The 12,005-nt window shown below is 68.1% G+C and carries 13 protein-coding genes; 8 read left to right on the plus strand and 5 right to left on the minus strand.

Going from position 1 to position 12,005, the window contains the following annotated elements:
- Positions 1-7: 7 nt before the first annotated feature.
- Positions 8-1,165, plus strand: a complete 1,158-nt coding sequence (locus ACNUDN_RS02630; protein ID WP_419120500.1) for a GGDEF domain-containing protein — start codon at positions 8-10, stop codon at positions 1,163-1,165.
- Positions 1,166-1,189: 24 nt separating this feature from the next.
- Positions 1,190-1,909: a hypothetical protein gene (locus tag ACNUDN_RS02635; RefSeq protein ID WP_419120501.1), complete on the plus strand. Its 720-nt coding sequence runs from the start codon at positions 1,190-1,192 to the stop codon at positions 1,907-1,909.
- Here the strand turns inward: ACNUDN_RS02635 and ACNUDN_RS02640 are convergent.
- Genes ACNUDN_RS02640 through ACNUDN_RS02650 form a run of 3 tightly spaced genes read right to left on the minus strand, consistent with a single transcriptional unit; the run spans position 1,830 to position 5,317 of the window.
- On the minus strand, positions 1,830-2,027 hold the full coding sequence (locus ACNUDN_RS02640; protein WP_419120502.1) for a ferredoxin: 198 nt from the start codon (positions 2,025-2,027) through the stop codon (positions 1,830-1,832). The genes ACNUDN_RS02635 and ACNUDN_RS02640 overlap by 80 nt on opposite strands.
- Positions 2,024-3,262 (minus strand): cytochrome P450, encoded by a 1,239-nt coding sequence (locus ACNUDN_RS02645; RefSeq protein WP_419120503.1) that lies wholly within the window; start codon positions 3,260-3,262, stop codon positions 2,024-2,026. The genes ACNUDN_RS02640 and ACNUDN_RS02645 overlap by 4 nt, the downstream gene beginning before the upstream one ends.
- A 9-nt stretch (positions 3,263-3,271) precedes the next feature.
- A complete protein-coding gene (locus ACNUDN_RS02650; RefSeq protein WP_419120504.1) occupies positions 3,272-5,317 on the minus strand; it encodes an MMPL family transporter in 2,046 nt (681 codons plus the stop codon).
- A 65-nt stretch (positions 5,318-5,382) separates the two neighbouring features.
- Between ACNUDN_RS02650 and ACNUDN_RS02655 the strand changes: the two genes are divergently transcribed.
- The 6 genes from ACNUDN_RS02655 (at position 5,383) to ACNUDN_RS02680 (ending at position 9,705) form a co-directional block, all read left to right on the plus strand.
- The gene (locus ACNUDN_RS02655) at positions 5,383-5,898 is read left to right on the plus strand and encodes a MarR family winged helix-turn-helix transcriptional regulator (protein ID WP_419124985.1); all 516 of its coding nucleotides are present in this window, start codon (positions 5,383-5,385) and stop codon (positions 5,896-5,898) included.
- Positions 5,899-6,013: 115 nt separating this feature from the next.
- The gene (gene purT / locus ACNUDN_RS02660) at positions 6,014-7,180 is read left to right on the plus strand and encodes a formate-dependent phosphoribosylglycinamide formyltransferase (RefSeq protein WP_419120505.1); all 1,167 of its coding nucleotides are present in this window, start codon (positions 6,014-6,016) and stop codon (positions 7,178-7,180) included.
- Positions 7,177-7,620, plus strand: coding sequence for an Rv0361 family membrane protein (locus tag ACNUDN_RS02665; RefSeq protein WP_419120506.1), 444 nt, complete (start codon positions 7,177-7,179; stop codon positions 7,618-7,620). The genes purT and ACNUDN_RS02665 overlap by 4 nt, the downstream gene beginning before the upstream one ends.
- Before the next feature lie 19 nt (positions 7,621-7,639).
- A complete protein-coding gene (locus ACNUDN_RS02670) occupies positions 7,640-8,062 on the plus strand; it encodes a rhodanese-like domain-containing protein (RefSeq protein ID WP_419120507.1) in 423 nt (140 codons plus the stop codon).
- Entirely contained in the window at positions 8,059-9,294 is a 1,236-nt protein-coding gene (locus tag ACNUDN_RS02675) for an O-succinylhomoserine sulfhydrylase (RefSeq protein ID WP_419120508.1), read from the plus strand. The genes ACNUDN_RS02670 and ACNUDN_RS02675 overlap by 4 nt, the downstream gene beginning before the upstream one ends.
- Complete coding sequence (locus ACNUDN_RS02680) at positions 9,295-9,705, plus strand: hypothetical protein (protein ID WP_419120509.1); 411 nt, start codon at positions 9,295-9,297, stop codon at positions 9,703-9,705.
- A gap of 75 nt (positions 9,706-9,780) precedes the next feature.
- Here ACNUDN_RS02680 and ACNUDN_RS02685 read toward each other — a convergent pair whose 3' ends face one another.
- A complete protein-coding gene (locus ACNUDN_RS02685; protein ID WP_419120510.1) occupies positions 9,781-11,019 on the minus strand; it encodes a Na/Pi cotransporter family protein in 1,239 nt (412 codons plus the stop codon).
- A 126-nt stretch (positions 11,020-11,145) separates the two neighbouring features.
- Positions 11,146-11,946, minus strand: coding sequence for a substrate-binding domain-containing protein (locus tag ACNUDN_RS02690; protein ID WP_419120511.1), 801 nt, complete (start codon positions 11,944-11,946; stop codon positions 11,146-11,148).
- Positions 11,947-12,005 lie beyond the last annotated feature (59 nt).

Genomic DNA, 12,005 nt, shown 5'->3' on the forward strand with positions numbered 1-12,005 from the left:
GGGTTGGATGGAAAAGGGCTTTCGCGAGTTCCTCCTGATCTGGTGGCGGCAACCGCACGAGTTCGAATGGACCGCGCGGCACTTTCGTGCCCAGGGCCTGATGCGCGTGCACCAGGTGTTCATCGGTTGCTTTTCGCTGCTCTACGGACTGACCGCACTGCTGACGGTGGTATGGGCCCTCTTCGACGGCGGATCCGTCGTGGCACGGGTCCTGGTCCTGGCCATCGCCGTGAGTTCGGCTGTGCTCGGGGTCATGTGGATCTTCGGTCCCTGGCCCACCGAGCGGCAGTCCCTGGCGTTCGCCGTGTACGCCGACGTCGCGGTCGTGGTCGTGATGGCCTGCTATCAGGATGCGTTCACCGCCATGCCCGGGCTGGCACTGCTGGCGACCAACGGCATCTACATCGTCGTGGTGCACGGTCCGCGGTTGCTGCTGCTGCATCTGGCATTCACGGTGGCGGTGTTCGCGGCGATCTACGGCATGGCGATCGCTCAGGCCACCGTGCCGGTGTCGGTGATCACGGTGCGCCTCCTGGTGCTCGTGCCGACGGTGATCGGCGTACCCGTCATCGTGCAGTCCTACCTGCTGGCGCTGCGGATGGGCGCGCTGGACTCGCTGCATGATCCGCTGACCCGGCTGTACAACCGTCGCGGACTGGAGGCATACCTCACCGAGGTGGTGGCCCCGGGCGGAACCCGGGTGGGAGTGCTGGCGGTGGACATCGACAAGTTCAAGACCATCAACGACGGACACGGGCATGAGGTCGGGGACCAGGTGCTCGTCGCGGTGGCCGACGCGGCCCGCGACGCGGTCGCCGACCTCGGGGTGCGGTCGGTCATCGCGCGCACCGGCGGCGAAGAGTTCGTGGTGGTGATCGACGGAGGCCCGTCGATTCTGCTCGCGGTGGCGGCGCGGTTACATGAGACGGTGGCGCGGTGTGCCGCCGCGGCGGTGCCGACGATGAGCATCGGGGCGGCCACGGCGCGCGTCGACGGCGACGTGGCCGCCGTCGTGCGCCGCCTGCTGGAACGCGCCGACTCGGCCATGTACCGGGCCAAACAGGCGGGCGGAAACCAGACCGTGGCCGCCGATGATGCCGTTCCGGCGGGGCCTGATGATGCCGTTCCGGCGGGTCCTGATGATGCCGTTCCGGCTGAAGACTGAGCCGTGATCGGTCAGCATGGGGCGGTGACCCGTTCCGCCGATCGCCACCTGCACCGCCTGACGACACCGCGCGCCGCCGCGTTCGCCGGTGTGCTGTTCGCCGTGCTGTTCGGCACCGCGCTGGTGTTGATCCGCACCACCCTGCCCGACGGGGCACATCTGGGCGCGCCGTGGGTGGACGGATCCGAACACCGGCTGCGCGTGGCCGTCGTGCTGATGCCCTTCGCCGGCATCGCATTCCTGTGGTTCATCGGGGTGGTGCGTGACGGTCTGGGCACCCTGGAGGACAAGTTCTTCTCGACGGTGTTCCTCGGCAGCGGCCTGCTCTTCTTGGCCATGATCTTCGCCTCGACAGCGGTCGGGGCCGGTTTGATCGCCGCCCGCGGCGTCACCGAGCCCGTGGCCCGCACCGAGGTTTCGACCTTCGGTCAGGCGCTACTGGTGTCGCTGTCGAACACCTATGCGCTGCGGATGGCCGCGGTGTTCATGATGTCGCTGGCCACCATCTGGCTCCGAACCAGGCTGATGCCGACGTGGCTGGCGATCTCGACCTACCTGCTCGCGCTGGCTGTTCTGGTCGGTAGCGACATCACGCCATGGATGACGGTGACGTTCCCGTTCTGGGTGCTGGTCGTCAGCCTGCTGCTGCTGGTGCGCGCGGGCGTCATCGATCTTCCAGCCGCAACGCACCCGCCGGGCACCACTGAACCGCGCGGCGCGCACGCTCGGCCACCGGACCGCTGACCTCCTCGTCGAGTACCACGACGACCCCGGCATCGTCCTGATCGAACACCTCGCCCGCGACCATCACGCAGTTGCCCGCCTGGATGCACAGCTCGCGGTCCGCGATGACGATGCTCACCAGGTCACCTCCAACGACTTGACCCCGTAGATGAAGTGGAACGACCGGAACTGCACCTCGGCGAAGTCCTCTGCCAGCGCCAGGTTCGGGAACCGGCGCAACAGCGCGGGAAAGGCGATCTGCATCTCCATCCGGGCCAGCGGCGCACCCAGGCAGTGGTGCACCCCGTGACCGAACGCCAGATGGCCCGGCGCACCGCGGTCGATGTCCAGAATGTCCGGCGCGTCGACGAATTCGCCGTCGCGGTTCCCCGCCGGCAGCGAGGCGAACACCAGCTGTCCGGCCGGGATCTCGACGCCGGCGATCTCGACGTCGGTGGTGGTGATACGCGGGATGGCGGTGTGCACGATCGACAGCCAGCGCAGCAGTTCCTCCACCGCCGGAGCGACCGCCGCCGGGTCGTCGCGCACCGTGGTGAGTTGCTCGGGATGACGCAGCAGCGCGAGCGTGCCCAGCGCCAACATGTTCGACGTGGTCTCGTGCCCGGCAAGTAGCAGCAGGCTTGCGATGCCGATGAGTTCGTCGTCGGTCAGTTCGTCTCCGTGTTCGCGCACCAGCATGCCGAGGATGTCATCGCCGGGCCGGGTCCGGGCGGCGCCGACGAGGCCGCCCATGTACTCGCGTCCCTGGCGGGCCAGTTCGAAGCGCTCCGGGATCGGGATGGACAGGTCGAGCTGGCGGGCGCTGCGGCGCTGGAAGTCGTCGCGGTCCTGGTACGGCACCCCGAGCAGTTCACAGATCACCAGGGACGGGATCGGCAGCGCGAAATGCTCGACCAGATCCGCTGAGGGGGCACCGGTGCTCGTGCTTGCCTGCTTGCCCGCCGCGGCGAGCGCATCCAGCTGGGCCTCGACGATTTCGACGATGCGTGGCTGGAGCCGCTGCATCCGCCGGATGGTGAACTCACCGGTGAGCATGCGGCGCAGCCGCTGATGCTCGGGCGGGTCGAGGCCCAGCAGATTCCCGGCCCGGTTGCGGGCCGCCTCGTCCTCGTCGACGGCCGGCGCGCCGGGAACGACGAACCCCGGTGGCCGACCGTTGGAGAACCGGGTGTGGTCGGAGAGCACCGCCTTGATGTCCTGATAGCGGGTGATCAGGTACACCGACATGCCGAACGCGTTGGTGACGGTCCGCACGCCGTCGATGTCGCGGATCTGGCGCAACTCGGGCGTCGGGTCGAAGCCGTCGCGCCGCATGTGGACCGGGGGCAGATCGGGGTGGGCGGCCTGGTTCATCTTTCGACGCTACCCGCCGGATCCGGTGTCCCCGCTTAGCGCTGGCCACCAGATGCGCGGCCCGATGAGGGTGAACAGCGCGGGAATGACGACGGTCCGGACCACGAAGGTGTCGAGCAGAATGCCCAGTCCGACGATGATGCCAACCTGCGTCAGCACGATCAGCGGCAACACGCCCAGCACGCAGAACACCGCTGCCAGTACGATTCCGGCGCTGGTGATCACGGCGCCGGTCGCCGAGACGGCCCGCACGATCCCGTCGCGGGTGCCGGCGCGGGTGTTGTCCGGGGTCTCCTCGCGGGCGCGCGTCACCAGGAAGATCGTGTAATCCACCCCGAGCGCGACCAGGAAGAGGAACGCGAACAGCGGCGCGGTGTTGTCCAGCGCCGGGAAGCCGAACAGGTGCACGCCGGCCCAGCTGCCCAGGCCCAGTGCCGCCAGCGAGCTGAGCACCGTGGCCGCGATCAGGACCAGCGGGGCCAGTGCCGCGCGCAGCAGCACGTACAGCACTGCCAGCACCACGACCAGGATCGCCGGGATGACCACGACGCGGTCGTGTCGCGCCGCGGAGGCGGCATCACGCGCGGTCGCGTCCGATCCGCCGACCAGGCCGCCGGGATCGACGCGGTGCACCGAATCACGGAGGGCGTCAATGGTTTCGAACGCCTCGTCGGACGCCGGGTCGGCGTCGAGCACCACCGACCACTGGCTCAGCCCGTCCGGTGACTCACCGGCCGGGATCACCGACACCACGCCGGGGGTCTCGGTGACCGCGCGCTGCACCTCGGCGGCGCGGTCGGTGGCGGCGATGACCCGTGCCGGGTCGGTCAGGCCGCTGGGGAAGTGCGCCGACAGCGTTTCGAACCCTTCGACCGACTCCGCCTCGACCCGGAACTGTTCGGTCTGTGACAGGCCGACGGGAGTGCCGACCAGTCCCATGCACAGCACAGCCAGCAGACCGATCGACACCGCGGCCACCGGGCCCGGCCGACGCGCGACTGCGGAGGCCACCCGGTGCCAGACGCCGCTGTCGGTGAGCGGTTCAGCTCCCAGCTGGGGAATGAACGGCCAGAACAGTTTCCGGCCGAACATCCCGAGCGCCGGTGGCAGCACCAGCAACACGAACACCGCTGCGATCACCAGTCCGGCGGCGGCCTGTACACCCAGGCTGCGGGTGCTCGGCGATGAGGCGAACAGCAGTGTGAGCAGGGCCAACACCACCGTGGCGTTGCTGGCGAGGATCGCCGGTCCGGCGCGGCGCACCGCGGTGCTCAGTGCCACGTGATGGGACTGGTTGCGTCCCAGCTCTTCTCGATAGCGTGAGATCAACAGCAGGGCGTAGTTGGTGCCGGCGCCGAAGACCAGCACGCTGGTGATGCCGGAGGTGGAGCCGTCCGGGCTCACTCCGAACGCCTCGGCGACGGCCGTCCCGAGCACGGCGGCGACCCGGTCGGCGAAGCCGATCACCAGCAGCGGCACCAGCCAGAGCACCGGCGACCGATAGGTGATGACGAGCAGCAGTGCGACCACCGCCGCGGTGACGGCCAGCAGGGTGAAGTTGGCGCCGGAGAACGAGTCGGCGATGTCGGCGCCGAAAGCCGGTCCCCCGGTCACCTGGGCCCGCAAGTCGCCGGGCAGTCCGTCGGTTGCCGCGGCGCGCAACTCGTTGACCTCGTCGTTGAGGTCGAATCCGGACAGGTCGGCCGACAGCGGCACCGTCGTCACCGCGGCCGCACCGTCCTGGGAGACCTGGGGCGGCGGGCTGCCTGCCTCAATGCCCGCGGCGGCCAGCACGCGGGTGCGGGTCTCGTCCACCGCGGCCAGGTCGGCAGGGCTCAGCGGTGACCCGTCATCGCGGGTGACGACCAGGATGGCGGGCACCTGGTCGCCGCCGGGGAACTGCGTCCGGGCCGCGTCGGCCCGGGCGGACTCGGCGGACGGCGGGACGGCCACCGGCGACTGTGATTCGGCGTCGCCGCCTCCGAGCAGCCCCATCAGGGCGCCGGACGCGAGAACGATCGCCACGGCGATCAACCAGGACAGACGGCGGGTCATGGATGAGACTATTTCAGATATTTAAACATTAATCAATTGAATTTTTTGGCTATGGTGACAGGGTGGTGCAGGATGCCGACCGGATGACGCTGGAAGCGTCGATAGCCGCCGATGTTCGAGCGCTGACGGCGGAGTCCGATCGGATCGGGCATGTGTTCGCCGCCCGGCACACGCTGACAGCCAACGATTTCCGGGCGCTGTTGCACGTCATCGTCGCCGAGAGCGCCGGGGCGCCGCTGACGGCCGGTGAGCTCAGAAAGCGGATGGGTACCTCGGGCGCGGCGATCACCTACCTCGTCGAGCGGATGATCACCTCGGGTCATCTGTTGCGCGACTCCGATCCGAACGACCGGCGCAAGGTGATGCTGCGGGTCGCCGATCACGGCATGGAGGTCGCGGGTGCGTTCTTCACCCCGCTGGCCGAGCACACCCATGAAGCGCTGGCCGGATTGACCGACCGCGATCTGGCGGCCGCCCACCGGGTCTTCGGGGCACTGATCGATGCGATGAGCACGTTCCGCGCGGCCCTTGCGCCCGGTTCGGATTCTCCGGGCCCGTCTGGCAGGGTGGAAGACCGATGAGCGCGACGTCATGATGGCCCAGACCCCATCCGGCCGGGCGCCCATCAGGCGAGACGTCCTGGGTGTGAGACGGCCTGGGTGTGAGACGGCCTGGGTGTGAGATGACAGCGGTGAGATGACTTTGACTGAAACGACGCACGGCGACACGGTCATGCTGCTGGGCGGGGGCGAGCGCAGCGCCGAACTGGCGTCGGCGTTCCGCCGGCTCGGTGCCGAGGTCGTCACGGTGGGTGAGCACGAGGACGCTTCGGCACTGACCGCACTGATCGACCAGTGCAGGCCACGCTATGTGGTCGCCGACACGGCCACGGTCGCCCCCGGCACCTTGCTCGGGGTGGCCGATCGAGACGACGTCGAGGTGTATCCCACCCCGCGCGCCGCCCGGCTGTCCCTGGACGGTGAGGGTCTGCGCAAGCTCGCCGCCGACGAGTTGGGACTGCCCACCGCGCCGTTCTGGTTCGCCGGTTCGGCGGAGGAACTCGCCGCAATCGCCGCACACGCCGGCTTTCCGCTGGTGGTCAAACCGGTGGCGGCGGCTCCCGGCGAGGGTGAGTCGGTGCTGCTGCGGCCCGATGACGTCGAGCCCGCGTGGCACCGGGCGGTGGGTGGGGAGAAACACCGGGCGGTGGGTGGGGAGACCGGAGCGCAGCGCGTCATCGCCGAGACCGTCGTCGAGGTCGATTTCGAAGTGACCCTGCTGACGGTGCGGACGATCGGCGCGGCGGGGCCGGCGGTGAGCTTCTGTGAACCGATCGGCCACCGCCAGAACGACGTCGATGCGCTCGAATCGTGGCAGCCGCAACCGCTGTCGCCGACCGCGCTGGATTCGGCGAAGTCGATCGCGGCTCGAATCGTCAACTCCCTGGGTGGCCGGGGGGTGTTCGCGGTCGAGTTGCTGGTGCGGGGCGACGAGGTCTACTTCTCCGACGTCCGACCGCGACTGCAGGACAGCGGGCTGGTGACCCTGCGTTCGCAACGGCTGTCGCAGTTCGAGTTGCACGCCCGCGCCATCCTCGGCTTGCCGGTCGACACCATCATGATCTCGCCCGGGGCGGTCGAGTTGAGCTACTCCGAGGCAACCGACAAGGTTGTCTCCGGCGACGAGATGCGCGCTGTATTGGCCGATGCGCTGGCCGTCGCCGAGAGTGACGTCCGGGTGTTCCCCGCCGCCGAGACCGGGCAACGGCGCTGGTCGACCCTGTCCTCGGCGACCGCGCAGGACCCGATCGTGGCCCGTGACCGGGCCCGGCGGGTGGCGGCGACCGTGCGCAGGCTCCGGTGACCGGGTCCGACGAGACCTCCAGCGGCTCGGCGGTGGCGCCGTTTCTGGGGGCGCTGGCGATAATTGTCGCCGCCGTGATCGGAATCTGGTTGATGAACCTGTTCTCCGGTGACGGCTTGACCGACGAACAGCAGATCGCGCTGGCCGCCTCGGGCCAGAACGACGCACTGCAGCGCAGCGACTACCCGGATCTGGTCGAGTTCAGCTGCGCCGGTCAGCTCGCTGATGAGATGGAAGTGCTTGACCGACAACGGGAATCGGTGGAGCGTCGGGGGGAGCGGTTCCTCGACCGGGTGGCCGGTGTGGCCATCGACGGCGACCGCGCGACTGCCGACATCACCTACTATTTCGGTCAGGACCCCGATGCCAAGGAGACGGTCGAGATGACCTTCGCGCGGGAGGCCGGGACCTGGAAGGTCTGTTCGACCGGTCCCAGCTAGCTGTGGGACACTCACGACCGTGAGCTACGCCGGAGACATCACGCCTGAGCAGGCATGGACGCTGCTGAGCGAGAACCCCGATGCGGTACTGGTCGACGTGCGCACCGACGCCGAATGGCGGTTCGTCGGAGTGCCGGACCTGTCGTCGCTGCAACGGGACGCGGTGTTCATCGAGTGGAATCGCACCGACGGCACCCGCAACGACGGGTTCGTCGACGACCTCGTGCAACAGGTCGGTGTCGACGATTCCGCCGGAGAACGTCCCGTGGTGTTCCTGTGTCGTTCGGGTAACCGGTCCATCGGCGCCGCCGAAGCCGCGACAGCGGCCGGGATCGGACCGTCCTACAACATCCTGGACGGTTTCGAAGGCAATCTCGATCAGAACAGGCATCGCGGCGCCACCGGGTGGAAGGCCGTCGGACTGCCCTGGACGCAGTCATGACCGACCAAGAATCGGTGCGCACCCCGGCTCCGCTTCCGGACGGGGTCAGCCAGGCCACCATCGGTGTCCGTGGCGGGCTGCTGCGCTCGGGGTTCGAGGAGACCGCCGAAGCGATCTACTTGACCTCGGGCTACGTCTACGAATCGGCCGCCGAGGCGGAGAAGGCGTTCACCGGCGAGATCGACCGCTTCGTCTACTCGCGCTACGGCAATCCGACGATTGCGATGTTCGAGGAGCGGCTGCGGCTGCTCGAAGGCGCGCCGGCCTGTTTCGCGACCGCGACCGGGATGTCGGCGGTCTTCACCTCGCTGGGTGCGTTACTCGGCGCCGGGGACCGGTTGGTGGCCGCGCGCAGCTTGTTCGGGTCGTGCTTTGTGGTCTGTGACGAAATCCTGCCGCGCTGGGGTGTGGAGACGGTATTCGTCGACGGTGACGACCTCGCGCAGTGGGAGGAGGCGCTGTCGGTGCCGACCCAGGCGGTGTTCTTCGAGACCCCGTCGAACCCGATGCAGTCGCTGGTCGACATCGCCGCAGTCTGTGACCTCGCGCATGCTGCCGGCGCGAAAGTGGTGTTGGACAACGTCTTTGCCACGCCGATATTGCAGCAGGGCTTTCCGCTCGGGGTCGACGTGGTGGTGTACTCGGGTACCAAGCACATAGACGGCCAGGGCCGCGTTTTGGGAGGGGCCATCCTGGGCGACAAGGAGTACATCGACGGTCCGGTGCAGAAACTGATGCGCCACACCGGACCGGCGCTGAGCCCGTTCAACGCGTGGACGCTGCTCAAAGGGTTGGAGACGCTGGCTCTTCGCGTCCAGCAACAGAATTCATCTGCGCACCGCATCGCCGAGTTCCTGCAGGGCCACCCCTCGGTGAGTTGGGTGAAGTACCCGTTCCTGGAGTCGCACCCTCAGTACGACCTCGCCAAGCGGCAGATGACCGGCGGGGGCACCGTCATCACCTTCGAGCTGAAAACCAGTGGGGGAGCCACGAGCCCGGATGCGGCCAAACACCGCGCCTTCGAGGTGCTCGACAAGCTTCGGATCGTGGACATCTCCAACAACCTCGGCGACGCCAAATCGTTGATCACGCATCCGGCCACCACCACGCACCGGGCGATGGGCCCGCAGGGGCGCGCCGCGATCGGTCTGGGCGACGGCGTGGTGCGGATCTCGGTGGGGCTGGAAGGCACCGAGGACCTGATCGCCGACCTGGATCGGGCCCTGGGGTAATTGTCCAGGCGATCAGATCAGAAGAAGGCTCGGCGTAGGAAGCGTCAGGCCGCCAGGGACCGGCCCTGGGTACCGGCTCGTGTCGCCGACGAACTCGGGATCGCCTCCGAGCTCGAGGATTTCGACGCCAGGTTGACGGCGCGGGGCTGGGAGTTCTCCGAGGACGCCGACGACGACACCGGGGTGGCGTGGTATTGGCCGCCCTCGGAGGCCGACATCCCCGACGAGCAGGAGGCCGTCAACGTCACGGTGGTGCTGTTGACCCCCGACGACGGTGGCGAGATCGCGCATGTGGTGTTCGTCGGCACCGGCGACGACTACCAGTTCGGACTCGACGAACTGTTCGATCACCTCGACGTGATCGAGGCGCATCGGCTCGGGGCACCGCTGCCGTCCTTCGGCGAGACCTGATCCCGCCCATCCTGATCCGGCGACGCGGTGGCCCCCACCGGACGCGCCGAGGGCCGCCCCGCGGGCGTGAGTGGCTCAGACCATGCTGGTGACCGCGATCAATCCCAACGGCAGAACCACGAAGACGCCGAGGACCCACACCACCGCATACACCTTGCGCTGCGCGGCGAGGTTGCCCAGCCAGGTGGCGCCGCGCAGCGGCAGCGTCCGCAGCATGGGGGTGCCGAAGATGAGCGCGGTCGCGAACAGGTTGAACAACAGGTGCACGAACGCCGCCTGCAGCGCCAGCGTGGCCTCGATTCCGGTGAACCCGAACGCGGCGATCAGCGCCGTCACCGTCGTGCCGATGTTCGCCCCGACGGTGAACGGATAGATCTGGCGCAGCGAGAACGTGCCGGAGCCGGCCAGCGGCACCGCCAGGCTGGTGGTCGTCGACGACGACTGCACCATCGTGGTCACCACAGCCCCCGACGCGATGCCGGTCAACGGCCCGCGGCCGATGGCCGCATGCAGGACCTGGGCCGCCCTGCCGACCATGAGCACGCGCAGCAGCCGGCCGATGAGATTGATGACCAGCAGGATCAGTGCGATACCGATCACGATGAGCACGATGCCGGCCCAGGGGTCCGGCAACGGCCCGACCAGCCACTCGATACCGTCCGCGCCCGGGTCGGTCACTGCGGAGACGAAGGAGCCGATCGCGCCGAAGATCGCGGCGACAATGCCGCCGTCGCTGCCCGAAGCCTGCGCGGCCAGCCATTCGGAGGTGCGGCGCAGCACGCCGAACGCGATCTCCAGCGGCAGGAAGATCGCAACTGCCAGCAGGTTGAAGAAGTCGTGGACGGTGGCCGCCGAGAACGCCCGGCGGATGTCGTCCTTGTTGGCCACCATGCCGACGCTGACCAACGTGTTGGTCAGCGTGGTACCGATGTTGGCGCCGATGAGGATCGGTATCGCGATCTCGATCGGCAGGCCGCCGGCCACCAGTCCCACGGTGATCGACGTCGTCGTCGACGACGACTGGGTGGCCGCGGTGGCCAACACGCCGATCATCAGCCCCACCAGCGGATTGGTGGCGAACTGGAACAACTCGCCGGCCTGGTCGCCGGTAGCCGACTTGAAGCCGGCGCCGATCACGCTGACCGCGGTGATCAGGACGTAGACGCCGAGTGCCACGCCGAGCCAGTCGGCGCCGCGCTGTGCACGCCCGGTCAGGCCCAGGAAATCGAGTGGACCCCGTTGTGGCCGCGCAGGTTTGGTGTCGCTGACGTGTTCATCGGGAGTCGAGCGGTGCGTTGGCGACGGGACCGCCATAAGGGCTCCTGTTTCGGATCAGGTAGGTGGGGACACCGACGGATAGCCGAGTGCAGAACATCGACGGTAAGACTGGACGTCCGGTCCGTGTCCGCAAGATGAACGACAGATGACACCGTGCCGTGCTCAGCCGCTGAGCGCGTCGATGACCGAGCGTTCGGAGAATGGGTCGCCGTCGAAAGCCGTTCCGGTGAAACGCTGTTCGAGGCGCTGTTGGGCGAGCCGGTAGGACTCCGCGGAGAGCGGATAGAAGTAGACGCGCGGGACGGTCGCCGCCGCATTCTCCAGATAGTGGGACACGAAGTCGCCGACGCGTGGGTCCTCGTCGAGCGCGGCGGTGGATACGTACAGGAACAGTGGACGCGTCAACGGGCTGTAGCGGCCCTCGCGCGAGTTCTCCAGCGAGGGCAGGACTCCGTCGACCGCGACGTTGGTCATCCGGTCGCGATGGGTTACGTCGGCGGCCAGGTAACTTCCCACGCCCATGAAGCCCAGTGCGTCAGGATCACTCGCGATCCACGAGGACAGCTCGGCCATGTCGTCGGTGCTGCGATAATCCTCGGTGATGGAACCGGTTTGACCGACCACGAAGTGGGTGAAGTAGTCGAAGGTGCCAGATCCTGGTGGTCTCCCGTAGCGCGAGATGGCGCGATCGGGCCACTCGGTTCGGATGTCCTGCCAGGTCTGAACCTCAGAGTCCGGTGACCAGATACTGCGCAGCTCGGCCAGCGTCAGATCCCTCGCGAACGTGTTGTCCTCGTTGCGGACGATGCTCAGCGCATCCAGTGCGACAGGCACTTCGACGAATTCGACTCCGTTCTCGGCGCACAGTGCGACGAAATCCACGGGTTCGCCGGGCCCGGGAATGGCGACCGAGGCGTTGTTGATCGCCGTCTGGCCGGTGCAGAACCGGGCGAATCCGTCCAACGTGCCTTCGGCGGCGACGTCGACGGCGAAACCTCCCGGGCCACCGCTTCGGTGATCGG

This window comes from Mycobacterium sp. smrl_JER01, assembly GCF_048513595.2.
Taxonomy (GTDB): domain Bacteria; phylum Actinomycetota; class Actinomycetes; order Mycobacteriales; family Mycobacteriaceae; genus Mycobacterium.

Bases quoted from the DNA above. Each gene is read 5' to 3' on its own strand.
- ACNUDN_RS02675 (WP_419120508.1), top strand. From the start codon at position 8,059: ATGACCGACCAAGAATCGGTGCGCACCCCGGCTCCGCTTCCGGACGGG.
- ACNUDN_RS02650 (WP_419120504.1), bottom strand. From the start codon at position 5,317: ATGACCCGCCGTCTGTCCTGGTTGATCGCCGTGGCGATCGTTCTCGCG.
- purT (WP_419120505.1), top strand. From the start codon at position 6,014: ATGACTTTGACTGAAACGACGCACGGCGACACGGTCATGCTGCTGGGC.
- ACNUDN_RS02645 (WP_419120503.1), bottom strand. From the start codon at position 3,262: ATGAACCAGGCCGCCCACCCCGATCTGCCCCCGGTCCACATGCGGCGC.
- ACNUDN_RS02685 (WP_419120510.1), bottom strand. From the start codon at position 11,019: ATGGCGGTCCCGTCGCCAACGCACCGCTCGACTCCCGATGAACACGTC.
- ACNUDN_RS02630 (WP_419120500.1), top strand. From the start codon at position 8: ATGGAAAAGGGCTTTCGCGAGTTCCTCCTGATCTGGTGGCGGCAACCG.